29 protein-coding genes are annotated in these 23,928 nt (G+C 72.4%); 10 read left to right on the top strand and 19 right to left on the bottom strand.

The genetic code is table 11. The annotated features are described in order from the left end of the window. Positions 1 to 63: 63 nt before the first annotated feature. Entirely contained in the window at positions 64 to 267 is a 204-nt protein-coding gene (locus tag ABZT87_RS18285; RefSeq protein WP_355136801.1) for a hypothetical protein, read from the bottom strand. A 41-nt stretch (positions 268 to 308) separates the two neighbouring features. Continuing rightward, the gene (locus tag ABZT87_RS18280; protein WP_354859979.1) at positions 309 to 1,118 is read right to left on the bottom strand and encodes a DedA family protein; all 810 of its coding nucleotides are present in this window, start codon (positions 1,116 to 1,118) and stop codon (positions 309 to 311) included. Between the two features lie 100 nt (positions 1,119 to 1,218). Here ABZT87_RS18280 and ABZT87_RS18275 point away from each other — a divergent pair, with 100 nt between their 5' ends. From ABZT87_RS18275 to ABZT87_RS18265, 3 genes are all read left to right on the top strand, one after another. Next, entirely contained in the window at positions 1,219 to 1,899 is a 681-nt protein-coding gene (locus tag ABZT87_RS18275) for a carbon-nitrogen hydrolase family protein (RefSeq protein ID WP_355137117.1), read from the top strand. A gap of 81 nt (positions 1,900 to 1,980) precedes the next feature. Beyond that, entirely contained in the window at positions 1,981 to 2,424 is a 444-nt protein-coding gene (locus ABZT87_RS18270) for a VOC family protein (protein ID WP_355136799.1), read from the top strand. Positions 2,425 to 2,470: 46 nt separating this feature from the next. Then, on the top strand, positions 2,471 to 2,968 hold the full coding sequence (locus ABZT87_RS18265; RefSeq protein ID WP_355136797.1) for a DinB family protein: 498 nt from the start codon (positions 2,471 to 2,473) through the stop codon (positions 2,966 to 2,968). A 15-nt stretch (positions 2,969 to 2,983) separates the two neighbouring features. Here the strand turns inward: ABZT87_RS18265 and ABZT87_RS18260 are convergent, their stop codons facing one another. The 7 genes from ABZT87_RS18260 to ABZT87_RS18230 all read right to left on the bottom strand — a co-directional run bounded on the left by ABZT87_RS18260 (position 2,984) and on the right by ABZT87_RS18230 (position 8,793). Beyond that, on the bottom strand, positions 2,984 to 3,634 hold the full coding sequence (locus tag ABZT87_RS18260) for a histidine phosphatase family protein (RefSeq protein ID WP_355136795.1): 651 nt from the start codon (positions 3,632 to 3,634) through the stop codon (positions 2,984 to 2,986). Between the two features lie 60 nt (positions 3,635 to 3,694). Next, positions 3,695 to 4,570: an alpha/beta hydrolase gene (locus tag ABZT87_RS18255; RefSeq protein WP_355136793.1), complete on the bottom strand. Its 876-nt coding sequence runs from the start codon at positions 4,568 to 4,570 to the stop codon at positions 3,695 to 3,697. A gap of 25 nt (positions 4,571 to 4,595) precedes the next feature. Beyond that, entirely contained in the window at positions 4,596 to 6,059 is a 1,464-nt protein-coding gene (locus tag ABZT87_RS18250) for a protein kinase (RefSeq protein ID WP_355136791.1), read from the bottom strand. Between the two features lie 87 nt (positions 6,060 to 6,146). After that, entirely contained in the window at positions 6,147 to 6,350 is a 204-nt protein-coding gene (locus ABZT87_RS18245) for a hypothetical protein (protein ID WP_355136789.1), read from the bottom strand. 2 nt (positions 6,351 to 6,352) lie between these two features. Further along, the gene (locus tag ABZT87_RS18240; RefSeq protein WP_355136787.1) at positions 6,353 to 7,417 is read right to left on the bottom strand and encodes a LacI family DNA-binding transcriptional regulator; all 1,065 of its coding nucleotides are present in this window, start codon (positions 7,415 to 7,417) and stop codon (positions 6,353 to 6,355) included. Positions 7,418 to 7,527: 110 nt separating this feature from the next. Then, entirely contained in the window at positions 7,528 to 8,415 is an 888-nt protein-coding gene (locus ABZT87_RS18235; RefSeq protein ID WP_355136785.1) for a helix-turn-helix transcriptional regulator, read from the bottom strand. A gap of 138 nt (positions 8,416 to 8,553) precedes the next feature. Then, complete coding sequence (locus tag ABZT87_RS18230) at positions 8,554 to 8,793, bottom strand: DUF397 domain-containing protein (RefSeq protein WP_355136783.1); 240 nt, start codon at positions 8,791 to 8,793, stop codon at positions 8,554 to 8,556. 264 nt (positions 8,794 to 9,057) lie between these two features. On the opposite strand from ABZT87_RS18230, the gene ABZT87_RS18225 reads away from it, so the two are divergent. Then, positions 9,058 to 9,708, top strand: coding sequence for a GGDEF domain-containing protein (locus ABZT87_RS18225; RefSeq protein WP_355136781.1), 651 nt, complete (start codon positions 9,058 to 9,060; stop codon positions 9,706 to 9,708). Between the two features lie 22 nt (positions 9,709 to 9,730). Here ABZT87_RS18225 and rox read toward each other — a convergent pair whose 3' ends face one another. The 3 genes from rox to ABZT87_RS18210 all read right to left on the bottom strand — a co-directional run bounded on the left by rox (position 9,731) and on the right by ABZT87_RS18210 (position 12,125). Then, positions 9,731 to 11,158: a rifampin monooxygenase gene (rox, locus tag ABZT87_RS18220; protein WP_355136779.1), complete on the bottom strand. Its 1,428-nt coding sequence runs from the start codon at positions 11,156 to 11,158 to the stop codon at positions 9,731 to 9,733. 165 nt (positions 11,159 to 11,323) lie between these two features. Next, the gene (locus ABZT87_RS18215; RefSeq protein WP_355136777.1) at positions 11,324 to 11,797 is read right to left on the bottom strand and encodes an SRPBCC family protein; all 474 of its coding nucleotides are present in this window, start codon (positions 11,795 to 11,797) and stop codon (positions 11,324 to 11,326) included. Next, entirely contained in the window at positions 11,781 to 12,125 is a 345-nt protein-coding gene (locus ABZT87_RS18210) for a metalloregulator ArsR/SmtB family transcription factor (RefSeq protein WP_355067387.1), read from the bottom strand. Before ABZT87_RS18210 ends, ABZT87_RS18215 begins: the two co-directional genes overlap by 17 nt. 160 nt (positions 12,126 to 12,285) lie before the next feature. Between ABZT87_RS18210 and ABZT87_RS18205 the strand changes: the two genes are divergently transcribed. Beyond that, positions 12,286 to 12,936 carry an NAD(P)H-dependent oxidoreductase gene (locus ABZT87_RS18205; RefSeq protein ID WP_355136775.1) on the top strand — a complete coding sequence of 217 codons (651 nt, stop codon included), beginning with the start codon at positions 12,286 to 12,288 and terminating at the stop codon, positions 12,934 to 12,936. A 36-nt stretch (positions 12,937 to 12,972) separates the two neighbouring features. On the opposite strand, the gene ABZT87_RS18200 is transcribed toward ABZT87_RS18205, so the two are convergent. Continuing rightward, positions 12,973 to 13,464 (bottom strand): type II toxin-antitoxin system PemK/MazF family toxin, encoded by a 492-nt coding sequence (locus tag ABZT87_RS18200; RefSeq protein WP_354860017.1) that lies wholly within the window; start codon positions 13,462 to 13,464, stop codon positions 12,973 to 12,975. A 64-nt stretch (positions 13,465 to 13,528) separates the two neighbouring features. On the opposite strand from ABZT87_RS18200, the gene ABZT87_RS18195 reads away from it, so the two are divergent. Beyond that, positions 13,529 to 14,044, top strand: coding sequence for an NUDIX domain-containing protein (locus ABZT87_RS18195; RefSeq protein ID WP_355136773.1), 516 nt, complete (start codon positions 13,529 to 13,531; stop codon positions 14,042 to 14,044). A gap of 50 nt (positions 14,045 to 14,094) precedes the next feature. Next, a complete protein-coding gene (locus ABZT87_RS18190) occupies positions 14,095 to 15,342 on the top strand; it encodes a hypothetical protein (RefSeq protein WP_355136771.1) in 1,248 nt (415 codons plus the stop codon). A gap of 105 nt (positions 15,343 to 15,447) precedes the next feature. Here ABZT87_RS18190 and ABZT87_RS18185 read toward each other — a convergent pair whose 3' ends face one another. The 6 genes from ABZT87_RS18185 to ABZT87_RS18160 all read right to left on the bottom strand — a co-directional run bounded on the left by ABZT87_RS18185 (position 15,448) and on the right by ABZT87_RS18160 (position 20,479). Beyond that, positions 15,448 to 15,867 carry a hypothetical protein gene (locus ABZT87_RS18185; RefSeq protein WP_355067395.1) on the bottom strand — a complete coding sequence of 140 codons (420 nt, stop codon included), beginning with the start codon at positions 15,865 to 15,867 and terminating at the stop codon, positions 15,448 to 15,450. 278 nt (positions 15,868 to 16,145) lie between these two features. Further along, positions 16,146 to 16,742: a DUF2267 domain-containing protein gene (locus tag ABZT87_RS18180; RefSeq protein ID WP_355136769.1), complete on the bottom strand. Its 597-nt coding sequence runs from the start codon at positions 16,740 to 16,742 to the stop codon at positions 16,146 to 16,148. Between the two features lie 82 nt (positions 16,743 to 16,824). Continuing rightward, the gene (locus tag ABZT87_RS18175; protein WP_355136767.1) at positions 16,825 to 17,223 is read right to left on the bottom strand and encodes an NUDIX domain-containing protein; all 399 of its coding nucleotides are present in this window, start codon (positions 17,221 to 17,223) and stop codon (positions 16,825 to 16,827) included. 59 nt (positions 17,224 to 17,282) lie between these two features. Further along, positions 17,283 to 18,623, bottom strand: coding sequence for a hypothetical protein (locus tag ABZT87_RS18170; RefSeq protein WP_355136765.1), 1,341 nt, complete (start codon positions 18,621 to 18,623; stop codon positions 17,283 to 17,285). Further along, positions 18,620 to 19,441, bottom strand: a complete 822-nt coding sequence (locus ABZT87_RS18165; protein ID WP_355136763.1) for a sugar phosphate isomerase/epimerase family protein — start codon at positions 19,439 to 19,441, stop codon at positions 18,620 to 18,622. Before ABZT87_RS18165 ends, ABZT87_RS18170 begins: the two co-directional genes overlap by 4 nt. Then, the gene (locus ABZT87_RS18160; RefSeq protein ID WP_355136761.1) at positions 19,442 to 20,479 is read right to left on the bottom strand and encodes a zinc-binding alcohol dehydrogenase; all 1,038 of its coding nucleotides are present in this window, start codon (positions 20,477 to 20,479) and stop codon (positions 19,442 to 19,444) included. A gap of 116 nt (positions 20,480 to 20,595) precedes the next feature. Between ABZT87_RS18160 and ABZT87_RS18155 the strand changes: the two genes are divergently transcribed. From ABZT87_RS18155 to ABZT87_RS18145, 3 genes are read left to right on the top strand one after another with little or no spacing between them, the layout of a single operon-like run. Next, positions 20,596 to 21,990, top strand: coding sequence for an extracellular solute-binding protein (locus ABZT87_RS18155; protein ID WP_355136758.1), 1,395 nt, complete (start codon positions 20,596 to 20,598; stop codon positions 21,988 to 21,990). Next, positions 21,987 to 22,943 (top strand): sugar ABC transporter permease, encoded by a 957-nt coding sequence (locus ABZT87_RS18150; RefSeq protein ID WP_355136756.1) that lies wholly within the window; start codon positions 21,987 to 21,989, stop codon positions 22,941 to 22,943. Before ABZT87_RS18155 ends, ABZT87_RS18150 begins: the two co-directional genes overlap by 4 nt. Next, positions 22,943 to 23,809 carry a carbohydrate ABC transporter permease gene (locus ABZT87_RS18145; protein ID WP_355136754.1) on the top strand — a complete coding sequence of 289 codons (867 nt, stop codon included), beginning with the start codon at positions 22,943 to 22,945 and terminating at the stop codon, positions 23,807 to 23,809. Before ABZT87_RS18150 ends, ABZT87_RS18145 begins: the two co-directional genes overlap by 1 nt. Positions 23,810 to 23,928 lie beyond the last annotated feature (119 nt).

The raw sequence follows: 23,928 nt of genomic DNA, 5'->3' as shown, positions 1-23,928 counted from the left end.
GCTAACCACCTCCGGGTTGAGCGCGGGGCCCCGGGCGGCGACCCGGTCGAGGCGTCGAGGGAGTCATCCACCTGGGCGACCGATTCCTTCGGGACGGTCCGCGCGCAGCCGGGCGGCGTAGCGCCGCTGGACGTACTGGGAGAGCACGAGGACGCCGGTGTCGGGCCAGCGCTCGCGGATCTCCAGCGCGGCACGCAACCCATCGTCGATGTGGGTGGGCTGCGGCAGCCGAGCCCACCACGGGCGGGTCCGCCGCTCCCCTGTCACCGTCTCGCGTCCCCACCTAAGACGTCTGACAAGGCGGCGGGCTAGCGCTCGTCCGAGGCCCAGGAGCCGCCCCGGTAGAGGGTGCCCCGACCGCCCGGATCCGGCATCCCCGACGGTGGCGCACCATCCCGAGAAGGACCCGAGTCCGACCAGGGGCGGTCGGCCGACTCGGGGTTTCGCGCGGCGCGGCGGGCCCGCAGCACCCGGGAGCCGACGAACCAGGCGACGGCCGCGACGCACGCGACGATCACGACGTTCTGGAGTGTGCCGACGTAGCCCTCGACGAGGTGCCAGTTGTCGCCGAGCAGGTATCCGGCGAGCACGAAAGTGGTGTTCCAGATCAGGCTGCCCAGCGTCGTGTAGAGCAGGAAGATCCGCACCGGCATCCGCTCCACCCCGGCCGGGATGGAGATCAGGCTCCGGAAGATCGGGATCATCCGGCCGAAGAACACCGCCTTCACGCCGTGCCGGAGAAACCACGCCTCGGTCCGGTCCACGTCGCTGAGCTTCACCAGCGGCAGTCGGGCGACGATGGCGCGCATCCGCTCCCGGCCCAGGGACGCGCCGATCAGGTAGAGCGCCAGCGCGCCCAGCACCGAGCCCAGCGTGGTCCAGAAGATCGCGCCGAGCAGGCTCATCCGCCCCTGCGCGGCCACGAAGCCGGCCAGCGGCAGGATGACCTCGCTGGGGATCGGCGGGAACAGGTTCTCCAGCGCCACCGCCAGACCGGCGCCCGGCCCGCCGAGCCGTTCCACCAGATCGCTGACGTAGCCGACGATTCCGCCCTCGGGCGGTTCGGCCGCGGCGGCGGGGGTTCCGGTGGCGAGCACGGCGTGCGACGTTCGAATCATGTCCCCACGCTACGAACCGATCCTGAGAATCGACCATGAGGCGGACCATCCGACCCCGCGGGTCGCCCCCACCGGCGGGCGTGCGGAAAACCGCACCCCGTTGCGGCTCGCGGTGGCGCAGCCGCCGTGCGTACCCCTGGATGTCGCACAGAACGCGCGGGCGCACGCCGACGCGGTCCGCGCGGCGCGCGCCCGGGTGGTGGTCTTCCCGGAGCTGTCACTGACGGGGTACGAGTTGCAGGGCCCGGTCGTGTCGGTCGACGACCTCCGGTTGGCGCCGCTGGTCGACGCGTGCGCCGAGGCGGGCACGCTGGCGCTGGCCGGTGCGCCGGTGGCCGGTGACCACATCGGGGTGCTGGCGGTGACCGGCGACGGGGTGACCGTGGTGTACCGGAAGATGTGGCTCGGCGGCGCGGAGGCGCAGCGGTTCCGGCCGGGCGACACACCAAGGGTGCTCGATGTGGACGGGTGGCGGATCGGGCTGGCGGTCTGCAAGGACACCGGCGTCGCCGCGCACGCGCAGCGCACGGCCGCGCTCGGCATTGACGTGTACGCGGCGGGGGTGCTGGAGTTGGCGCGCGACGCCGGCGTTCCGGACGAGCGGGCCCAGCGGATCGCCACGACACACCGGGTCTGGGTGGCGGTGGCGAGCTTCGCCGGGTCCACCGGCGGCGGCTACACCGAGGCGGCGGGCCGGTCGGCCATCTGGACGCCGCAGGGTGAGGTGACCGCCCGGGTGGGCACGGCACCGGGCGAGTGGACCGTTACGACCCTCCACTGAGGGTGCCGCCGGAGTCGACGACCGGCCCGAGGGCCCCCGACGAGGGACCGGTTGTCGTACCGCTGCGGCAGGATCGGCGCCATGAGTGCGATCCCCTCTCGGCTGTCCGTGGTCACTCTGGGCGTACGCGACATGGGTTCGCTGCGGTCGTTCTACCGCTCCCTGGGCTGGCCGGAGCTGTCGGCGAGCGACGACGGCTGGTCGGCGTTCCTGCTCGGTGGCGTTCTGCTCGCGCTCTATCCGCTGCCGGATCTGGCCGCCGAGGCGGCACCCGGCGTCGCCGGTCCGGCCGGCGGCTGGTCCGGCGTGACCCTCGCCTGCAACGTCGATGACCGCGCCGAGGTCGACACGGCCTTCGCGGCGGCCGTCGCGATGGGGGCGACGGTGGTGGCGGAGCCGACCGACCGCCCGTGGGGTGGCCGCTCGGCCTACATCGCCGACCCGGAGGGCAACCGCTGGGAGATCGCCTGGGCGGGCACCGCCGTCTTCGACGAACGCGGCGCCCTCGTCTTCTTCGGCTCATGAGTGCCGAAGTTGCTCACAGGTGACCGCCCTTGAGATGCTTCGGTCCATGACCATCTTCCCGCCGACGTTCGCCGAAGATGTCGTGAATCAGCCGGCCCAGGCACAGGTCGAGGCGTTCATGGACGAACACCGCGGAGCGCTCAACGGCGCCCTGGACGGGCTGACCGAGGAGCAGGCGCGTCGCTCTTTGGTGCCATCGCGGACGACGCTGCTGGGTCTGGTGAAGCACGCGACCTTCGTCGAGAAGGTCTGGTTCGACGAGGCCGTCACGTGCCGGTCGCGCGCCGAGATCGGGATCCCGGCGACGCCGGACGAGTCGTTCATCCTCGATGACGGCGACACGATCGCCACCGTCCAGCAGGCCCACCGCGAGGCGTGCGAGGCGTCGCGCCGCGCGACGGCGTCACTGGGTCTGGACGACCTGCTGCGCGGCAACCGGCGCGGTCCGCTGCCGCTGAACTGGGTGTACCTGCACGTGCTGCGCGAGCTGGCTCAGCACTGCGGGCACGCGGAGATCCTGCGCGAGCAGATCCTCAGCGAGTAAGGCGCCGGCGCGGCGTTACTGGATCACGCTCTGGCCGGCCGGCGCCGTGTCACCGAAGCGGCGCAGGGTCCAGCGGGCCGGCGGCCAGCCGCCGGTGTCCTGGTCGGTGACCCACTCGGTGATCGAGGCCGGCGGCACGTCCAGGTCGAACGCCCGGAAGATCGGCTGCGCGGCGAGCGCGTGGAAGGCGCCCTCGACGGTCTCGCTGTGGCCGACCAGGACCACGGTGCCGCCCCGGTGCCGGTGCGCGATCTCCATGATGGCGCGACTGACGCGTACCACCAGTTCGGCCCAGCTCTCGTTGCCGTCCTCGAACGGCCGGAACACTCCCCCACCGGGCACCGCGTGTTCGGTACGGAAGCGGGTGACCGGCAGCCCGTCCGCGTACGGCGGGGTGTGCCAGGTGCACAGGCCGCAGTCGGCCAGCGGGCGGACGCCGAACGCCGCGGCGATGGGCTGCGCGGTCTCGACGGTGCGGCGCAGCACGGACGAGTAGACCGCCAGCGGCCCCTCGACGGCGTAGTCGTCGACGAGCCGCTGGGCCAGCCGGTGTGCCTGGTCGTGGCCGAGCGGCGTCAGCCCGCGGCATCCGTGCGGGCCGCCCACGATCCCATCGACCTGGTGGACCGACTCGCCGTGCCGCACGAAGATCAGCCGTGTTCGCATCGGCCCATCATGCCAGCGACGTACGCGGATGGATCAGCCGTCCGTACGAGATGACGGCCGTCAGCCGGCGTCCAGCACCTCGCGCAGCCGTGCGGCGAACTCTTCGGGCTTGCCCGCATAGCCGAACTCGCCTCCGAGGAAGCCGCCGTGGTGACTCGGGAACACCACGGCCTCCTGGCCGAGCAGCGCCGCCGTGCCGAGGGCCGTACGGTCGGTGTACGTGCCCGCCGACTCCTCGCCGACCGCGATCACGATCCGGGTCGGGGACGCCGTGAGCACGCTCGCGTCGGGTTGGTAGTCGGTGATCGCCCACGAGCTCTTCGACAGCAGCGGATCGTCGCGGCTGCCGTCGTCGTCGGTCGGCATGCCGACCATCGCGGGGTCGGGCGCGGGCTGGGCGAAGTAGGCGTCGGTGAACTCGCCCTGCCACGACGTCATCGCGATGAACGCGGCCATGCCGGCGCCGAATCCCTTCGCCTGGTACGCCTCGTAGAAGGCGGCCTGAGCGCGCTCGGCTGCCGTGACGTCCGGGAGCACCGCGTTGATCGGCGGCTCGTGGGCCACCAGCGTGACGACGTCGCCGGGATGGGCCGCGACGAGTTCGAGTGCGGTCACCGCACCGCCGCTGCTGGCGAACACGTCCACCGGGCCGGCGTCGAGCGCCTCGATGAGCAGGTGCAGGTCGGCCGCCTGCTGCTGTGGCGTGTGGTCGGACCGGCCGTCGGTGCGGACGCTGCGGCCGAGGCCGCGCGGGTCGTAGGTCACGACGGTGCGGTCGGTGAAGTGCGCGGCGAGCGCGTCGAAGCCCTCCGCTGTCATCGGCTGGCCGATCATGAGCAGCGCGGGACGCCCGCCGCCCGGGGGTAGGGGGCCGCGGACGTCGTAGACCAGCTCGACGCCGGGCAAGGCGAGGGTGTGCGTCTGCTTCGTCGTCATGCCGGTGAGACTACGACAGATGCCCTCAGTCGGCGGTGCGCCCGGCGGGCAGCCCGCGGGCCTGATTGAGCAGTTCGTCGAGGTGGGCGCCCGTCTGCCGCGGCAGCCGGCCACGGTCCACCAGCTCGGCGATGGTGTTTCGCAGGTCGGCGATGCGCCGCTCGCGGTCCTTGGACCGTCGGTTCACGTCGGCGAGGTCGTCGCGAAGGTCCTCCGCGGTCTTGCGGTCGACATCTCCGCGGGCCACCGCCGCGGCGAGCACGTCGGTGAACTCGTCGCTGACCTGGCGGAAGCTGACCGGCACCTGCTGACCGACGGTCGAGGGCGCGGCGCTGGCGGTCGGCGGCGACGGAGACGCCGATGCCGGCGGCCTCGGTGCCTGCGTACTGGGCGCGGGTGTCGGGGCGGAGGTCGAAGGCGGGGCCGCGACCTGCCCGGACCCGGTTGTGTCGGGTGCGCCGAGGCCCTGGGTGAGCAGCGCGCCGAGGCCGACCAGCACGGCGAGACCGGCCGCGACGAAAAGGGCCAGGGGTCGGCGCGATCGGCGGCGGGCCGGCACGGCCGCGACCGGCACGCGACGCGCGGCCGAGCGGTCGATCAGGGTCGGCGGGTGGGCCGCCGAGGCGGGCGCCACGATGCGCAGCAGCTCGGTGGGGGGCTCGACCGGTTGACCGGCGCCGAACCGGCGGGCCAGCTGCGCGGCGCTCGGCCGGCGGGCCGGGTCGGCGGCGAGGCAGGCGAGGGTCAGCTCGGCGATGTCGGCGGGCAGGCCGTCCACCCGCAGCGGCGGCACCGGTGTGCCCCGCCGGTGCACCTCGAGGGCGTCCTCCCAGCTCTGCACGGGCAGGGGCGCCTGGCCGGTGAGCGTGCGGTAGAGCAGCGCGCCGAGGGCGTACACGTCGCTGGCCGGGTCGGGCGGACCGGCGGCGAGGCGCTCGGGGGCGAAGTACGCGGGTGTGCCCATCAGCGGCTCGCCAGACTGGCTGTCGAGCCCGCCGAGCGCGGCGATGCCGAAGTCGAGGACCTTGGCGCCGGTGTCGGTGAGCATGACGTTGCCCGGCTTGACGTCGCGGTGCACCACGCCGATGCGGTGCGCGGCGGCCAGCGCGGCGGCGATGTGCCCGGCCACGCGGACCGCCTCCGGCCAGGGCAGAGGGCCGTTGCGCAGCCGGTCGGCCAAGTTGTGGCCCTCGACCAGCTCCATCACCAGGTACGGGACGACGACGCCGCCGGTCAGGGTCGCCTCGGCGTAGTCGTACACCTGGGTGACGTGTGGGTGGGTGAGCCGGGCGGCCGCGCGGGCCTCGCGCTGGATGGTGGCCCGCAGTTGCGGGTCGGCGGCGAGCTGCCCGGCGAGCACCTTGATCGCGACCGGCCGGCCGAGCACCTCGTCGTCGGCCCGCCACACTTCGGACATGCCACCGAGCCCGATCCGCTCGTGCAGGACGTAGCGGTCGTGGAGGCGGAGGGTGGGCGTGAAGGGTGACATGGCTTCACCAGTCTGCCTGGCGAGTGCCCCTTCGACCACTCTACGTGTCCGGCCCGGCACCGTTCGTCCCATGCGTGCCGAAATAGGTCAGGAGCAGCGGGTCACCGTCGGCATCGGTCGGGGCTGGATCCGGTCGGCGAGCCGGCGCAGGGCGACGGCGGTCACCTCTCGGGTCGGGGCGAGCAGCGCCCGGCGGGGCCGCTCGGCCTGGACCGGGGCGTCCGGTCGGGCCGAGTTGACGTGTCGGTTCATCGCGTCGAGAGCGGTGACGTAGCCGGTCGGGAATTCCATGGTCAACTCCTCGGGACAGGTCCGGTGGAGGCCCGGACGACGAGTGCGGTGGGCAGCAGCACCTGACCGGCTGCGGCGTCCGCGGGTGGGTCGAGCAGCAGTTCGGCGGCAATCCGGCCCTTCTCCTCGGCGGGTTGCCGGACGGTGGTGAGGCCGGCCGACGCGGCCTCAGGAATGTCGTCGAAGCCGGTCACCGAGACCGGCGGGTTGGTGCCGCCCGGCCGCTGGGCCAGCGCGTCGAGCACACCGAGGGCGAGGACGTCGGAGCCGGCCAGCACGGCGGTCGGCGGTGCGGGCCCGTCGAACAGGCCGGCGACGGCGGCGGCCGCGGCCTGGCGGCTGTTGCCCAGGGCGTTGACCAGCGTCAGCTCCGCCCAGCCGACGCCGACCTCGGCGAACGCGTCGGCGAAGCCGGCAAGCCGGCCGCGGGTGGTCGGGTGCCACGCCTCGTGCACCCCGGACAGGGTGACGGGGCCGGCCGGCGCGTCGGGCAGCACGGCGTCGGCGAGCAGGGCCACCCGGCGGTGACCGAGGCCGGCCACGTGCGCGGCGACGCTGCGAGCCGCGGCGCGCTCGTCGATGCCGACGAACCGCTCGTCCGCGCCGGCGTCGTCGTGCGACGCCGTGCTGACGTACGGCAGCCCGCGCGCCCGGATCACGTCCAACGCCCACTCCTCGTCGGCGACGCAGTAGACGCAGAAGCCGTCGACGGCGGCGTTCTCCACCGCCCGGCGGGCGTCGGTCTGCGCCGGTGGGAGCGGCACCAGCAGCATGCTGGTGCCGTGTCGCTCGGCGGCGCCGCTCACCCCGGTGAGGAAGCGGATCGCGAAGGGGTCGGTGAAGGCGTACGACAGCTGCGACGTGAACAGGACCCCGATCGAGCCGACGAAGCCGCGGCGCAGGGAGCGGGCGGTGGGATTGGGCCCCGGGTAGCCGAGTTGACGGGCGGCGTCGAGGATCCGCTCGCGCAGTGCCGTGGAGAGCTGGTCGGGGCGGCTGTAGGCGTTGGACACGGTGCTGCGGGAGACGCCGACGGCGTCCGCCACGGCTTGCAGTGTTGGCTTCACCCGGCACCTCTCTGTATCGATTCAGACTGGATCGATACAGAGACTAACCCGACGGGTTGGCGACGGTCAATACGATTCTGCGAACCCTCAGGGCGACCCCGGCCGGGCGCTCACTGCGGGTAGAGCTCCTCCAGCAGTTGACCGAGGATCTCCGGCGTACGCTCCGGCGGCTCGGCCTCGACGCACAGCCGCTCCATGGCCACGGCGTAATAGTCGAGGTCGTCGCGCTTGTCGAGGTAGATGGCGCTGGTGAGCTGTTCGATGTAGACGATGTCGGGCAGCTCCTGGTCGCCGAAGCGCAGGATGGTGAAGGCGCCACCGGCGGCCGCGTGGCCACCGGCGGCGAACGGGATGACCTGGAGCCGGATGGTGGGCGACTTGGTCGCCTCGATGAGCGCGACGAGCTGCTCACGCATCACCTCGGCGCCGCCGATCGGACGACGCAGCGCCGCCTCGTCCACGACAGCCCAGAGCTGCGGCGGGTTGTCCCGGTGCAGTAGTTGCTGGCGCTGCATCCGCAACTCCACGCGGCGATCGATCTCGGCGGCGCCGGCCGCGCCGTGCCCGAGCAGCACGACCGCGCGAGCGTACTCCCGGGTCTGCAACAGGCCGGGGACGAACTGCACCTCGTAGCTGCGGATCAGCGCGGCCGCCGCCTCCAGGCCCAGGTACGACTGGAACCAGCTGGGCAGCACGTCGCCGTAGCGGTGCCACCAGCCGGGGCTGTTGGCGTCCCGGGCAAGCTTCAGCAGCGCCGCGCGCTCGCCCTCGTCGCTGACGCCATAGAGGGTGAGCAGGTCGGACACGTCGCGCTCCTTGAAGCCGACCCGCCCCAGCTCCATCCGACTGATCTTCGACTCGGAGGAGCGGATCTCCCACCCGGCGCCCTCCCGGGTCACCCCGCTGGACTCCCGCAGGCGGCGCAGTTGGGCGCCGAGCAGCATGCGCAGCACGGTCGGCCCGGTTGTCGGGCCGCCCTCGGCGGGAACCATCGTCACGTGCGGACCTCCGGATACCGACCACGCGGTCGGGCACCCAGCCCGGCCGACGTGTAAGCATGCCATGGACCGACAGTGAGGTGAACTCCTCCGGACCGGCTATTCAGTCCCGTCCCCGGGACGGCCTTCGACGACCGGTCAGTTGATCAGGTGATCGAAGTCGCCGTCGCGTGCGCCGTGCACGAACGCGGCGATCTCGTCCACTGTGTAGATCAGCGCGGGTCCCTCCGGATGGCGCGAGTTGCGAACGGCGATGCCGGCTCCCCCGGGCAGTTCGGCGAGTTCGACGCAGTTGCCGCTCGGGTTGCTGCGGCGGCTCTTCTGCCAGCTCAGCGGGGGCAACTGAGTAATCGGAACGCCATTGGGTGGCTGTTGCATGAGAGGCGTCTTTCTGCTCACGAGCCCGCCGGTGCCCGTGGGAGGAGCGGTGACGGCGAGGGTGCGGTATCGACAGTGGACGGTTATGCACGTGCATCTGCTATTGCATCTGCACCGGACGGCGAGCATGATAACGCACGTGATCGGTGCTTATCCGTTCACTTTGCGTTACCCCGACTGGGGCAACCACCAGGGAAAACTGCCCGACGCGGCACCGCGCCGCGAGACCGAAGGCTGGAGGCGGTCGCGGCGATGGGAGGTCTCGTGCCGGATCCGATGAGCGTCGCCTCCGGCATCTGTGCGGCGGGAGCATTGCTCTCCTCCTGGCAAATGCGCCGACGGGCCCTGCGGGCCGAGGCCGAGATCGGGCACCTCCAGGCCGAGTTGGCCGCCGAACGGCACGCCGCCAGCCACGACCCGCTCACCGGGCTGCCCAACCGACGCGCCTTCTACCGCCTCGCGGCCGCGCTGCTCACCAACGCCGACGGCCAGCCGCTGATCGCCATCGTGCTCGACCTCGACGACTTCAAGCAAATCAACGACCGGTACGGGCACGCCGCCGGCGATCAGGTGCTGATCAGCGTGGCCGAACGGCTGGCCGGTTTCGCCGGGGACAACCTCGTCGCCCGCCTCGGCGGCGACGAGTTCGCGGGCCTGCTCGCCAGCCCGACAGTCGACCGGCGCTGGATCGAGCACGCCACCCGACGCCTCAGCGAGACCGTCGCCGCGCCCATCCGGCTCAGTGGGTGCAGCGTCCGGGTCACCGCCTCGGTCGGGCTCGCCCCGGTGACCGGTCCGGCCCAGCTCACCGACGCGCTCAGCCGCGCCGACGCGGCCATGTACCAGGCGAAGAGCCTCGCCGGCCCGCGGTCGCCCCGCCAACTCGTCGACAGCGCCCGTCTCGCGGAGGGGTGACCGGTCAGGTGGCGGGGCCGCCTCAGGTGGCGGGGCCGCCGAACCACCGGGGCAGCTGACCCACCAGTTCGGCCTGATCGTCACCGGCCCAGGCCACGTGGCCGTCCGGCCTCAACAGCACCGCGGGTACGTCCAGTTCCGCAGTGACGTCGACGACGTGGTCGACCCGGTCGGCCCACCCGGCGACCGAGAGCCGGCCGGTCTGGTCGAGCAGCAGCCCACGACCGCCGTGCAGCAGGTCGTCGAGCCGTCCCCGCGTCAGCCGCACGTCCCGCAGGTGCCGACCGAGCAGCTCGTGGCCCGCGCCGAAGTCGTAGCGGACCCCCAGGCCGGTGACCTTCTCGATCAGGTACCGGTTGACGTCCTCGAAATCCATCAGTTCCGACAGCAGGTGGCGGACTGCCTGCTGCCCCGGCTCGGGGGACAACAGGAACATCTGCGCGCGGGTGTTGATGAGCACGTCGGCGGCCACCGGGTGCCGCTCGGCGTGGTAGCTGTCCAGCAGCCCGTCGGGCGCCCAGCCGTTGACCGCGGCGGCCAGCTTCCAACCGAGGTTGACCGCGTCCTGAATGCCGAGGTTAAGCCCCTGCCCGCCGGTGGGCGGGTGAATGTGCGCCGCGTCTCCGGCCAGCAGCGCCCGACCGACCCGGTAGCGCTCGGCCAACCGGGTGGCGTCGCCGAAGCGGGAGAGCCAGCGCGGGGAGTGCACGCCGAAGTCGGTGCCCGCGTACGCCCGCAGTTGCTGTTGGAACTCCTCGATGGTCGGCGGGACGGAGCGATCCTCGGTCACCCCCGCGGCGGGCACGAGAACCCGGTACACGCCGTCCCCGAGCGGCCCGAGGCCGAACCGCAGGTGCGTCTTGCGGACCTCGGCCACCACGTCGGCGACCGTCTGCGCCGGTACGCCCACCTCCATCTCGCCCAGCAGCGACTCGACCCGGCTGGGTTCACCGGGAAAGCCGACCCCGAGCAGCCGACGGACGGTGATCCGGCCGCCGTCGCAGCCGACGAGGTAGCGCGACCGCAGCGGCGTACCGTCGGCCAACTCCACCGTCACCCCGTCGTCGTCCTGGCTCAGCCCGACCAGTTCGCAGCCGCGGCGGACCTCGACGCCGACCGCGACGGCGTGCTCCGCCAGCAGCCGGTCGGTGGTGGTCTGCGGAATACCGAGGACGTACGCGTGGGCACTGTCGAGACCGCCCGGCGACGGCTTGGGAATCGCGGCGAAGTAGCCACCGAGTGGATGCCGCGTGCCCAGGGCGAGGAAACGCTCCAGCAGACCGCGCTGGTCCATCACCTCGATGCTGCGCGCGTGCAGACCCAGCGAACGGACGTAGCGGGTCGGCTCGGCGTCCTTCTCCAACACGACAACGTGCACACCGTGCAGTCGCAACTCGCTGGCCAGCATCAGACCGGTCGGCCCGCCGCCGGCAATGATCACATCGATCACGAGATCCCCCGATTTTCCCAGTTTTGGGCTTCGGTGGAGATTCTGCGGCAGCACCCGGGTCTTGCCGCAAGACCCCCGGTGCGATATATGTTGGAGGTGGCAGGGAGCGCGACGTCCCTGCCATTTCTGTTTTTCCCTGGCCTTCCCGCCCTCCCGCCTCAGCCGTCAGCGCATTGTGGACAGGTGGCGCTCCAGTGCGGCGTACGACTCGGCTACCCCCTGCGCCATCCCGGACTCGGCCATGCCGTCGCGCTGCTCGGTGGTGTCGAAGCGTGTGGTGCCGGTGAGCACCGTGCGGCCGTCCTGCTCGGTGAAGACCAGCGTCTCCACGGCCACCTGGCCGGGCATGCCCTCGAACTCGAACGTCTGCACGATCCGCTCCGGCGCGACGATCTCCCGGAACTCGCCCCGGAAGGCGTACTCGTTGCCGTCCGGGGCGTGCTCGACGAAGCGGTAGCGACCGCCCTCGCGGAAGTCGATCTCGACGTCCAGCGGATTGCCCCGGCCCCACCAGTGCCTGAGGTGTTCGGCCTGGGTGTGCGCGGCGAAGACGAGGTCGCGCGGGGCGTCGAACGACCGGGTCATCGTGATGTCCCGGTCGGAGGACACGTCGATCGTCAGGTCACGGGTTTCGGTCACGGCTGGTCTCCTTCAGGTCGCGTAGGTAGTCGTCCAGGGCGTCGTGGCGCTCGTCCCAGAGCCGGCGGTACTGGTCGACCCACTCGGCGAGGGTGCGCAGCGGCGCCGGGTCGAGCCGGCAGCGCCGCCACTGCGCCTCGCGGGTCCGCACGATCAGCCCGGCACGCTCCAGCACGGTGAGGTGCTTGGAGATCGCCTGGAGGCTGATCGGGAACGGCTCCGCCAGTTCGTTCACCGTCGCCTCGCCGGTAGCCAGCCGGGCCAGGATGGCGCGGCGGGTCGGGTCGGCGAGCGCGGCGAACACGGCACTGACCGGATCTGCTGTCATGTCGCTTTCAACCACCTAGATGATTAACCGATGAGTTGAATTTACAGCTCATCCGCTGTCTGTCAACCCGTTCCGGAGATGACGCGGTGCCGCCCTGGTGAGTCACCCCGGAGACCGGGTATGGGGAACCCGGCCGTCCCGTCGCCGAGAGGAACCCGTCGTGGTGAGCATTCGCGCCCTCGTCCTCAACTGCACGCTCAAGCCGTCGCCAACCCCGTCCAGCTCCAACCAGTTGGGTCGCGAGGTGGTGGCGGAACTCGCCCGCCAAGGCGTGGACGGCGAGATCGTGCGGGTGGTCGACCACGGCGTGCGCTTCGGGGTGTCGACGGACGAGGGCGACGGCGACGGCTGGCCCGCGATCCGCGCCAAGCTGCTCGCGGCCCAGATACTCATCATCGCCACACCGATCTGGCTGGGCCAGCCCGCAAGCGTCACCAAGATGGTCCTCGAACGCCTGGACGCCGAACTGTCCGAGACCGACGACGAGGGACGGCTGCTCACCTACGGCAAGGTGGCCGGCGTCGCGGTCGTCGGCAACGAGGACGGCGCGCACCACACCATCGCCGAAGTCCAGGGCGCGCTCAGCGAGGTCGGCTTCACCCTCGCGGCGGCCGGCGCGACCTACTGGGTCGGCGAGGCACTGCACAAGGTGGACTACCGCGACGCCGGCCCCAAGCCGGACACCACCGGCCGCACCACCAAGGCCCTCGCGCTCAACAGCGCGCACCTGGCCCGGCTGCTCGCCGAGCAGCCGTACCCGCCGCCGGAGGCGCAGGGCGCCGCGGTCGGCCCGAGCCGCGAGCCAGCCTGACAGGCCGTCCGGTCCCGGGCGGGCCAGGGGGTACGGTCAGCGCCAGCCGTAGCCGGCGCGCAGCGCCTGCCCGACCCGGTCGAACCGGGGCCGGTCCAGCACGGCGCCCTCGCGGCGGATGCTGTCCTCGCGCATGGTGAGCACGCGGTCCAGCCGGACCCAGCTCGGCCGCTTGTCGCGGTCCCACTCGCCGGGGCCGAGCGCGAACCAGTGCCGCTGACCGTCCCGCTCGCTCTGGCTGGACAGCATCAGCCCGAACAGCGTTCGGCTGTGCCGTCCGACCACCAGCACCGGGCGGTCCTTGCCCTGGCGGGGGTCGTCCTCGTACGGCACCCAGGTCCAGACGATCTCGCCCGGGTCGGCCTGGCCGTCGACCTCCGGCGCGTAGCTCAGCTCGCGCCGCTGCAACGCGCTCACCTGGCGAGGACGGGCCACCCGCGCCGGAGCCGGCCCGGTACGCCGGGGCGACGGGATGACCGCGCCCACCCGGGAGATGCGTTGCGCCACGTTCCTCAACAGACCAGCCACGGCGGGCAGCCTACCGGCCCCGGCGCGGCCCGCCGGAGTCGGCGCGCTGCGGCAGACTGGCCCGATGGACGAACTGCCCGACGACCTGCCGATCCTCGAGCGGCGCGCGGTGCGCGTGGTCGTCTCCGACGACACCGACCGGGTGCTGCTGTTCCACACCCGTGACCCGGACCATCCCCGGCTGGGCACCTGGTGGGAGTTGCCCGGCGGCGGCATGGACCGCGGTGAGACGTACCGGGACACGGCCGTGCGGGAGCTGCGCGAGGAGACCGGCATCGTGATCACCGCCGACCAGGTGGGCGCACCGACCTGGCGGCGACGGGCGAGTTTCCTGCACCGCCAGCTGCGCCACGTCCAGGACGAGGTGATCGTCGCCGTAGGGCTGAACGGGCCCGGGCCGGACGTGGACGAGGCGGACCGGCTCGACTACGAGCGTGAGGACTACTTCGGCTTCCGGTGGTGGCCGCTGCCGGAGGTGGTGGCCAGCGAGGAGCGGTTCTATCCCGGCCAGCTCCCCCGGCTGATCACGCCCTTCCTGGCCGGCGAGCAGATCGACGAACCGTTCGAGCTGTGGTCGTGAGCAGGGCCGGCGGAGATGCCGGACCCCGGTACGACGGGCAGAGTGGGGACATGACGACGGACCTGCACGAGCCGCTTTCCGCGTACGCCGAGCGGCTGCACGCCACGATCGGCGACCGGCATCACGTCGCCTCCCCGCTCGGGGCCTGGCTGCTGCTCGCCCTCAGCGCGGCTACGGCTGACACCGACCCGGCGACCGCACCGGAAGCGGCGACCGGGCAGCTGGCGGACGCCCTGGGCACGGACCTGGCCCGTGCGGCGGAGGTTGCCCGCGCCCTGCTGGACGCGCCGCATCCGCTGGTCGCCTCCGCCACCGCGCTCTGGCTCCGACCGGGTCGGCTCACCGACGAGCCGGCCGGGTGGCGGGCCGCGCTGCCGGCGGCGACCGAGGTCGGCACGCTGCCCGACCAGGCCGGGTTGGACGCGTGGGCACGCGAGCACACCCACGGCCTGATCGAGACGTTCCCCCTGAAGGTCAGCCCGGACGTCGTCTTCGCCCTGGCCAGCGCGCTGGCCACCCGGATCTCCTGGGCCCAGCCGTTCGAGGTCACCGACGCCCGCGCGCTCGGCCCGGCCAGCGCCTGGGCGCGCGACCTCCGGCGAGCGCTGCGCAGCCCGGACCACGGGCACCAGGGGGCCATCGTGACGACCGACCGGGCCGGTGACGTCATCATGCACGCTGCCCAGGCCCAGGTAACCGACGGCGCGGGGCTGGTGGTGCTCTCGGTGGCCGCCGCACCGCACGTGCCGTCGACCGATGTGCTCGCCGCCGCGTACGACCTCAGTGCCGGCGCGGCCGACGGCGCGCAACCGCCCGGACGGCGCTCGCTGTTCGACCTGCCGCTCGGCGAAGCTCCGCTGTGGACGCTGCGCGAGGAGCGGGTCCGGACCCGCTCCCGCGACGGCCGCGAGGAACGACACAGCGCGGTGCTCCCCTGCTGGTCGGCCCGCAGCGAGCACGACCTGACCGCCGAGGCCCTGGGCTTCCCGGCGGCCACGGCGGCGCTGGCCGAGGCACTCGCCCAGCCGGTGCAGGGCTTCGAGGCGCGGCAGGTGGCGATGGCCCGGTACGGCCGGTACGGCTTCGAGGCGGCGGCGGTCACCGGGATGTTCGGCACCGTCAGCCTGCCGCCGGAGGGCGTCGCCCGCACCGCCGAGCTGCGCTTCGGCCACCCGTACGCCGTCGTGGCCGTCGCCACCGACACCAGGGCCGACGGCGCCACCGGGCCGTGGCACGGGGTGCCGGTCTTCTCGGCGTGGGTCACCGAGCCGGACGACCTGCCCGACGCCGACGCCTAGTCGCCCGCCGCGGGCTTGATCGACCCCTACATCAGCGATATCGGGGTATCCCGGTGGTGGCGACACCCCGAGATCGGCGAAACCGAGTCGATCACCGGCGCGGTTCTAGGCGATGGGCGGTCCCGGGCAGGTGAAGAACACCCGCGCCTCCCAGCCGGGCACCAGGTGGCCGTGACCGTCGTCGACAGTCGTCCGCTGGAATTCGGTGGTGTGAATCGTCGGCAGTCCGGCGTCCATGCCACACGCCTCGCGGGCGCTCTGTTGCGCGATCGTCAGCGCCAGATACCTGTCGACGTTCTGCCCGGCCGCCGTGCGCGAGCCCGGCGGGGGTGGGGTGTAGGCGGCGGTCTCCTCCGGGCCGCCGTCGCTCACGCCGGTGCTCACGGCCGACGCGTCGAACGCGCCGATGCCCCCGCCGCCCGGTTCGGGGTGCTCAGGTGGCGGGTGGTGGACGGTGACCCCGGGCCCCCAACTGCGCTCACCTCTGCGCGTGACGAGCCTCTTGAGCTTCTCCCAGATGTTCATGTCGCTCCGTTCCCCGGGGAGCGTCACCGACAGTCCGCCCGCCGCCCCCATGACGGCGGTGACGCCTCTGCATCGTAGGTCGCCACGAATCCCGCAGCGCCCGCGCAGAGGCGGCGTCAATAGTGGAATGGCGTGGATTGGAGCGACGCGGACGCACAACCCAAATGCGACAGTGCGGGACCCTGGGGTGTTCGACACCGAACCCCGGGTTTTCGTGAGAGAGGTGACCCAGAGGTTCATCCGCAAGCCCGAAGCGCCGACGGGGGCGCGTGCGAGGGTCAGCGGGTGAACGGGTCGGGCAGAACAGGCGGGTCGGTCGCGGCGCCGCCATCGTCGTCGCGGGGCAGTCGCGCGACCATCTCCCGGAACTCCCGTACGGTCACCGCCTCCCGCAGGGTCGCGAAGACCGCTCCGGTACCGGCCCGTGCCGTGGCGGGGTCCACCCCGGCGCGCTGGGCCACCCGGAGCAGGAACTCCGCTGGGCCGGCGTCCATTGGTGGCGGCGTCGCGACAGGCCCGCCGACGTCGAGGCCCACACCTGTCTCGAGCCCGTCAACGCCGTCGGTCGGGCCGGTAACCGAACCAGGCCCCAGGACCGAGGGCGAGCCAGCCGGGTCCGCAGGCAGACCCGCCACATCCGCAGACGGGCTCGACAGGTCCGCGGGCGGGATCGGCGACGCGCCGTCCAGGTAGTCGTCGACCTCGTCGGGAAGGTGTCCGGTGAGATCATCCGGCGGGCCGCCGGTGACTCGTTCGGCCATCGTCGCAAGCACCGCGCGGGCGAGCGCGGCGGCCTGCTCGGTCGGCAGGCCGGACCGTCGGGACACCGCGTCGATGAAATGCGGAAACCCGTCGCCGCCCGCGCTGTCGGTCACGCCGCGCGCTTACCCCGGGCCGCCGACGCCAAACGGCGCCGTCCGCACCGCAGCGCAGCCGGTCAGCACGCCAGAGCAGCCGTCAGTGCAGCAGGTCCGCCGCCAGCAGGTGATCGAAGATGAGCTGGTCGACCGGGGAGGTGCGGTGCCGGTCGGCGTACCCGAGCCAGGCCATCTCGGCGATCTCACTGGCCGGCCGCAACCGCCCCCGGTATCCGGCCCGGTAGCAGGTCATCCGCACGGTGATCCCGGTCGCGTGCCCGTGCGCCTGCGCGCTGAACGTGCCCAGGTGCACCGCGCTTGGCACGTCGACCTCGACGCTCAACTCCTCGTCGATCTCCCGGCGCAGGGTCTCCAGGTCGCTCTCCCCCGGCTCGCGCTTGCCGCCGGGCAGGTACCACACGTCCTTGCCCTGCGAACGGGTGCTCAGCACCCGTCCGTCCTCGATGAGGATCCAGGCCACCTTGTCGATCTCGCGCACGCCGCCTCCCGCCCCGCTGAGAGCGGGCACGCTACCACCCGGTGCCGGCCGAGCGACACTCAATCGGCCAGCAGGTCGAGCAGCAGCGCGGCGGTCCAGCCGAACGCCGGTGAGCCCAGCCCGGCGCCCGTGTCTGGGTGGAAGTACTCATGGCAGCCGGCCCCCGCGACCAGGTCGATCATCGAGCGGCGCAGGCCGGCCGCGAGCTCCGGATGCCCGTGGGTCAGCAGGCCGCGCCGCACCAGCCAGCCGATGTTCAGCCAGCTCGGCCCGCGCCAGTAGCGCACCGGTTCGAAGTCGGTCGCGGTGCGGTCGTAGGTCGGCAACGGCCGGTCCATCCACCGGGCCACCCCGAAGCGCGGCGACCGGGCCTCGGCCACGAGCGCGTCGACCTGCCGGGCGGGCAGGCCGGGCAGGATCAGCGGCGCGAGCCCGAGCACGGTACGCGCGCCCACGAGCCGATCGGTGCGCAGGTCGCGGGGCTGGAACGTGCCGGTGCCCGGGTCGTACAGCCGGCGTACCAACGCCTCGGTGACGCGGTCCGCGCGGACCCGGTGCGGGGCCGGGTCCGCGCCGATCAGCGCGGCGATCTCGGCCAGCGCGTGCTCGGCGGCCCCGAACGCCGCGTTGAACAGCGGGCATTCCACCAGGAACGGATGGCCGTCGGCCAGGTCGCGGTCGGCGTAGCCGTGGTCGCGGTAGGCCGCGACGATCGCCAGGTAGCGCGCGTAGTCCAGGTCCGTGGGGCGGTGCGCGGCGTCGGCGTGCGCGGTGTCGTGCCGACGGTACGCGCGCATGACCGCCGCGTCGGCGTCGACCGCGGCCATCGGCTCGTCCCAGGCGGGGCTGTTGTCCAGACCGGACTCCCACGGGTGGACGACGCACACCAGCCCGTCGCCGGCGACGTCCCGCCGCTTCGCCAGGTACCGCTGCTGGGCGACCAGCGCCGGGTAGAGCCGGCGCAGCGCGGCCAGCCCGGCCGGATCAGGCGCTCGCCGGTACGCCAGCAGCGCGGCGAGCGCGTGCACCGGCGGCTGGACCAGGCCGGAGGTGTCCACCGTCGGCGCGCCCTCGACGTCGGACGAGCGCCACAGCTCCGGCCCGGGGAAGTACGCGCCGACGCGCAGCGCCGGGTTGAAGACGATGTGCGGCACCCGCCCGTCGGCCCACTGCGCCCGGAACAGGCTCGTCAGCTCCTGCCAGGCCCGTTCGGGACGCATGTGGGCCAACCCGATCGCGATGAACGCGGAGTCCCAGCTCCACTGGTGCGGGTAGAGCGTGCGCGACGGGACGGTGTGGTCGTGCTCCCAGTTGGCGTCGAGGGTGGCGATGGCGAGCCGCCGCAGCCCGGCCAGATCGGTCGGACCACCGGTGCGGGTGGGGACAGCGCCGGCGGTCATGCGGCGGCCTGCCGGGGCAGCGCGTGCCGCAGCACCGCGGCGGCCTGTTGCAGGGCCCGGACCGGGTCGCCGCGCAGCCGGCACTCCAGGGCCAGCCAGCCGCGGTAGTCCAGCTCCAGCAGGGTCCGCACGAGCGCCGGCCAGTCCAGGTGCCCGGTGCCCGGCTGGCACCGGTTGGAGTCGCTGACCTGCACATGCCCGAGGTACGGCGCGGCGGCGCGCAGCGCCCGGTGCACGTCGTCCTCCTCGATGTTCATGTGGAAGGTGTCGGCGACCACCCGCACCGAGGGCAGCCCGAGCGCGGCGCAGAGGGCGACCGCCTCGTCGAGCCGGTTGACCATGTGATCCTCGTACCGGTTGAGGGGTTCGAGGAAGAGGGTGACCCCCTCGGCGCGGGCGTGTTCGCCCAGCTCGCCGAGGGCGTCGAGGAGCACCTGGCGGTCGCCGGCCGGCGGGCGTGGCGGCTCGAACGGCGGCAGCCGCCGGGAGAACATGCCCCACGCGGCCGGGGTCATCGCCCCGACGCCGCCCAGCTCGGCGATGACCGAGAGCTGGGAGCGCAGGTTGCGCACGGCGTCGGCGGACCGGGCGGGGTCGAAGTCGCCGATGAAGTGGTCCATCTCGACGCAGACGGTGGGCATCACCACCCCGGCGGCGCGGGCCCGGCGCAGCTCGGGCAGTCGGTCGGCGAACGCGAGGTCACCGCGTCCGCGCAGCTCGATGCCCTGGTAGCCGAGCGCGGTGGCGAGGGCGTACTTCTGGATCAGGTTGGTGCCCGGCAGGAGCTGTTCCTGGCAGGCCAGCGCGATGGTGGTCATCTAGAACCTCAACACCACTTGGAGGACGTCACCGGCGCCGCGGTCGAGCAGCGCGAGGGCGTCGGCGACCGCGCTGGCGTCGACGATGTGGCTGACCAGCGGCAACGGGTCGACGCTGCGCTCAGCCACCAGGTCCATGAAGGTCTGCGCGACCCGGTCTCCGGTCCACCGGCCGGCCATGCCCGGCGCGGGGGTGGGCCCGGAGACCTGGGCGGCCACCAACTGGATGCGGTTGTGGTGGAACTCCTCGCCGAGGCCGAGCGCGTCGGCCTGGCCCTGGTAGAAGCCGGCGGCCACGACCCGGCCGGCGTGTGCGGTGGAGCGGATCGCCTCGTGCAGCGCCGGGTACGCCCCGGACAGCTCCAGGCAGACGTCCGCGCCCCGGCCGTCGGTGGCCGCGCGCAGCACGGCGGCGGCGGACTGGGTTGCGACATCCACGGTGGACCGCGCGCCGTAGCGGGTGGCGTACGCAAGCCGGCCGGGCACCTGGTCGACGGCGACCACCCGGGCGCCGGAGAGCACGGCGAGCCGGGTGGCGAGCAGCCCGATGACGCCCTGCCCGAAGACGCCGACCCAGTCGCCCAGGTGCAGGTCGCCGGCGAGCACGGCGGTGAGCGCGATCGCGCCCGGCCGGGCGAAGACCGCCGCGAGCGGGTCCAGGTCGGCGGGGAGCGGCCGGACCGCGTCGGCGGCGAGCACCGCCTCGGCCCGGTGCCCCCAGATGCCCCACACGAGCTGCCCCGGGTGCCGGTCGACGACGCCCGGCGCCACCTCGACGACCTCGCCGACCTCCTCGTAGCCGAAGCCGATCAGCGGGTACGGCACGGGGGTCTGGCGGGGGACGAACATGCGGGCGGCGTCGTCCCAGTCCTTGCTGAGCCGGGGATTGCTGCCCCGGTAGAGGGTCAGCTCGGTGCCGGCGGAGATGCCCGAGTAGCAGGTGCGGACCCGGACCTGGCCCGGGCCGAGCGGATCCGGCGGGCAGGGCTCGAGGCTGATCCGTCGAGGCCCGGCGAGAGAGACCACCCAGTTGCCCATGTGTCACATCCCGGTAGCACTGGGCTCCAGGATAGACACAAAATCACAATATGTCTTGCTATTGATCAATCGAAGGTGTTGAATCCGGCATGTACCCTTCGAGAGGAGTGCCACCGATGTCAGCACCTCCGAGGCGGATACTCGCCACCACCCTGATCATGGCATTGACCGCGTCCACCCTGCTGGCCTGCGGAGATGACGGATCAGACAGCAACAGCAAAAAGATCACTGTTTGGAGCCTGGAGGACGTCGCCGACCGCGTCACCGCCACCAAGGCGATCATCGGGGACTTCACCGCGAAGACCGGGATCCAGGTCGACCTCGTGACCGTCAACGAGGACCAGTTCCCTTCCCTGATCGCCGCCAACGCCGCCGCCGGCGACCTGCCCGACGTGGTCGGCTCGGTCTCCCTGGCCGGCATCCGTACGCTCGCCGGCAACGAGCTGCTGCACGCCTCGGCCAACGCGGAGGTCGTCGACAAGCTGGGCCGACAGACGTTCTCTCCGCGAGCGTTGGAGCTGACCTCCGACGACGGCAAGCAGCTCTCCGTGCCCAGCGACGGGTGGGGGCAACTGCTCGTCTACCGCAAGGACCTGTTCGCCGCCGCCGGCCTGCCCGCCCCCGACACGTACGAACGGATCACCACCGCCGCGGCGAAGCTGAACACCGGCGGCGTCGCCGGCATCACCGCGGCGACCTCGCCCAGCGACGTGTTCACCCAGCAGACCTTCGAGCACCTGGCACTGGCCAACGGCTGCCAGCTCACCGACGACTCGGGCGCGGTGACCCTCGATTCGCCGCAGTGCGTCGAGGCGTTCCGCTTCTACGGCGACCTCATCCGCACCAGCTCGGTGAAGGGCGCGCAGGACGTGGACACCACGCGGGCCACCTATTTCGCGGGCAAGGCGGCCATGGTGATCTGGTCGCCGTTCATCCTCGACGAGCTGGCCGGGCTCCGCAACGACGCCAAGCCGACGTGCCCGCAGTGCCAGGCCGACCCGACGTTCCTGGCCAAGAACAGCGGGTTCGTCACCGCGATCAAGGGCCCCAACGGCACCGAACCCGCGCAGTACGGCGAGATCAGCTCGTGGGCCGTGCTCGACGGCGCGGCGGCCGACCCGGCGAAGTCCTTCGTGGAGTACATGCTCGGTGACGGCTACCCGCGCTGGTTCGGCATGTCCCCCGAGGGTCGATTCCCGGTGCGCAAGGGCACCCCGGCCGATCCGGAGGCGTTCCTCACCGCCTGGAACACCAGCCAGGCGGGCGTGGACGCCAAGAAGCCCCTCGCCGACGTGTACGGCGACGAGGTGCTGGCCACCCTGCGCAGCAGCCCGGACACCTTCGGGCGCTGGGGGCTCAGCCAGGGGCAGGGCAAGCTGGTCGGCGCCATGCTCGGCGAGCTGCCGGTGCCCAAGGTGCTGGGCGACCTCACCTCCGGCAAGACCGACGCGGCGGCCGCCGCCGGCCGGGCCAGGAAGGACGTCGAAGCGATCAAGGCGGGCGTCAATTGACCACCACCGCCCCCGACACCGGCCGCTCCCCCACGAAGGAGCGGCCGGAGCCGCCCCGCCGCCGACCACTGACGCTGCGCCGCCGCGAGTCCCGCGCCGGGCTGGCGTTGGTCGCGCCGACCCTGCTCGTCACCATCGCGGTCATCGGCATCCCGATCATCTGGACCGTGGTGCTCGCCTTCCAGCGGGTCCGGCTCGCCACCCTGCGCAAGACCGGGCTGTTCGGCGAGTTCACCATGGACAACATCGACCGGGTGCTGCACACCCCCGGCTTCGCCGACACGCTGTGGGTCACGCTGCTCTACAGCATCGGCGGCACCGTGGGGTCGATCGCGCTCGGTCTGGTCGCCGCGCTGGTGGTGCGCCGGCCGTTCCGGGGCCGCACGCTGGTGCGGGCCTCCATGCTGCTGCCGTACGTGGCGCCGGTGGTCGCGGTCACCTTCGTCTGGCAGGTGATGCTCGACCCGCAGCTCGGCATCGTCAACCACTGGGGTCAGCGCCTGCTGGGCTGGGACGCGCCCGTGCCCTTCCTCACCCAGGAGTCGACCGCGCTGGCCACGGTCATCGTGTTCGAGGCGTGGCGTTACTTCCCGTTCGCGTTCCTGTTCCTGCTGGCCCGGCTCCAGGCGGTGCCCGGTGAGCTGGAGGAGGCCGCCCGGGTCGACGGGGCCACCCCCACCCAGCGGTTCCGGCACATCCTGCTGCCGCAGCTGCTGCCGGTGATCGCCCTGCTGGGGGTGCTGCGCTTCATCATGACGTTCAACAAGTTCGACGACGTCTACCTGCTCACCGGCGGGGCCGCCGGCACCGAGGTGGTCAGCGTCCGGGTGTACGAGTTCCTCACCGCCCGTACCGACATCGGCGCGGCTGCCGCGCAGGCGGTCGTTCTGGCCGTGGTGCTCATCGTGTTCGTGCTGATCTATCTGCGCTTCTTCGGACGGAGGGTCGGCTGATGGACCGGGACATGGTCGAGACGGTGAGCCTGCGCTGGCTGCGCCGCCTGGTGATCGCCGCGTTCCTGGTCGTCACCGTCTTTCCCTTCTACTACATGCTCGTGCTCTCGGTGCGCCCCATCGAGCGGCTGCTGCTCGACCCGGGCTCGCTGGTCGTCGGCTTCGGCGAGTTGACCGTCGCCACGTACGCCGAGGTGCTCAAGGCCACCGACGACGGCGGCCAGGGATTCCTCACCTTCATCCGCAACAGCGGCCTCGTCGCCGTCGCGGCGACCGTGCTCACGCTGCTCGTCGCGATCCCCGGCGCGTACGCGGTGGCCCGGCTGCGGTTCTTCGGCCGGCGGCAGGTCGACTTCCTGTTCCTGGCCGTCTACCTGTTCCCGTCGATCGTCATCGCGATCCCGCTGTTCGTGGTCTTCAGCCTCGCCGGGCTGCGCGGCTCGCTGTTCGGCCTGGTGCTGGTCTACATCTCGCAGACCCTGCCGGTGTCGGTCTACATGCTGAAGAACTACTTCGAGACCATCCCGGTCAGTCTGGAGGAGTCGGCGGCCATCGACGGCGCCGGCCGACTCGGCATCATCCGCCGGGTCAGCCTGCCCCTCGCCGCGCCATCGATCATGGCGGTCGCGCTCTACGACTTCATGATCGCTTGGAACGAGTTCCTCTTCGCCCTGCTGTTCCTGGTCGACAAGCCGGACCGGTGGACGGTGTCGCTGGGGTTGTCACTGCTCGCCGACGGCGTGGAGGTGCCCAAGACGGTGCTGATGGCCGGGTCGGTCGTCCTCACCCTGCCCATCGTGATCCTCTTCTTCGCCAGCGAGCGGCTGCTCACCGAGGGCCTGACCAGCGGCGCGGAGAAGGGCTGACCGGTTCCCTGATCGGTGGCAGCCCAGCGGCCCGACACGCCGACCCCGTCGCCGCTGAGCTGCCACCGATCGGTGCGCCTGCCGGACCGACCCGTCGCGCCCCGACCGGCCCGGTTACG

The sequence above is a fragment of the Micromonospora sp. NPDC005237 genome, assembly GCF_040607775.1.
Classification (GTDB): domain Bacteria; phylum Actinomycetota; class Actinomycetes; order Mycobacteriales; family Micromonosporaceae; genus Micromonospora.
The sequence above is the reverse complement of the archived record's forward strand: the minus strand, read 5'-3'. Positions and strand labels throughout refer to the sequence as shown.

What these genes read in the sequence shown, in the direction of transcription:
- ABZT87_RS18270 (WP_355136799.1), top strand. Translation starts at nt 1,981, where the DNA reads ATGAGTGCGATCCCCTCTCGGCTGTCCGTGGTCACTCTGGGCGTACGC.
- ABZT87_RS18190 (WP_355136771.1), top strand. Translation starts at nt 14,095, where the DNA reads ATGACGACGGACCTGCACGAGCCGCTTTCCGCGTACGCCGAGCGGCTG.
- ABZT87_RS18230 (WP_355136783.1), bottom strand. Translation starts at nt 8,793, where the DNA reads ATGCAACAGCCACCCAATGGCGTTCCGATTACTCAGTTGCCCCCGCTG.
- ABZT87_RS18165 (WP_355136763.1), bottom strand. Translation starts at nt 19,441, where the DNA reads ATGACCACCATCGCGCTGGCCTGCCAGGAACAGCTCCTGCCGGGCACC.
- ABZT87_RS18170 (WP_355136765.1), bottom strand. Translation starts at nt 18,623, where the DNA reads ATGACCGCCGGCGCTGTCCCCACCCGCACCGGTGGTCCGACCGATCTG.
- ABZT87_RS18160 (WP_355136761.1), bottom strand. Translation starts at nt 20,479, where the DNA reads ATGGGCAACTGGGTGGTCTCTCTCGCCGGGCCTCGACGGATCAGCCTC.
- ABZT87_RS18265 (WP_355136797.1), top strand. Translation starts at nt 2,471, where the DNA reads ATGACCATCTTCCCGCCGACGTTCGCCGAAGATGTCGTGAATCAGCCG.
- ABZT87_RS18255 (WP_355136793.1), bottom strand. Translation starts at nt 4,570, where the DNA reads ATGACGACGAAGCAGACGCACACCCTCGCCTTGCCCGGCGTCGAGCTG.
- ABZT87_RS18210 (WP_355067387.1), bottom strand. Translation starts at nt 12,125, where the DNA reads ATGACAGCAGATCCGGTCAGTGCCGTGTTCGCCGCGCTCGCCGACCCG.
- ABZT87_RS18145 (WP_355136754.1), top strand. Translation starts at nt 22,943, where the DNA reads ATGGACCGGGACATGGTCGAGACGGTGAGCCTGCGCTGGCTGCGCCGC.
- ABZT87_RS18250 (WP_355136791.1), bottom strand. Translation starts at nt 6,059, where the DNA reads ATGTCACCCTTCACGCCCACCCTCCGCCTCCACGACCGCTACGTCCTG.
- ABZT87_RS18155 (WP_355136758.1), top strand. Translation starts at nt 20,596, where the DNA reads ATGTCAGCACCTCCGAGGCGGATACTCGCCACCACCCTGATCATGGCA.
- ABZT87_RS18185 (WP_355067395.1), bottom strand. Translation starts at nt 15,867, where the DNA reads ATGAACATCTGGGAGAAGCTCAAGAGGCTCGTCACGCGCAGAGGTGAG.
- ABZT87_RS18195 (WP_355136773.1), top strand. Translation starts at nt 13,529, where the DNA reads ATGGACGAACTGCCCGACGACCTGCCGATCCTCGAGCGGCGCGCGGTG.
- ABZT87_RS18280 (WP_354859979.1), bottom strand. Translation starts at nt 1,118, where the DNA reads ATGATTCGAACGTCGCACGCCGTGCTCGCCACCGGAACCCCCGCCGCC.
- ABZT87_RS18260 (WP_355136795.1), bottom strand. Translation starts at nt 3,634, where the DNA reads ATGCGAACACGGCTGATCTTCGTGCGGCACGGCGAGTCGGTCCACCAG.
- ABZT87_RS18245 (WP_355136789.1), bottom strand. Translation starts at nt 6,350, where the DNA reads ATGGAATTCCCGACCGGCTACGTCACCGCTCTCGACGCGATGAACCGA.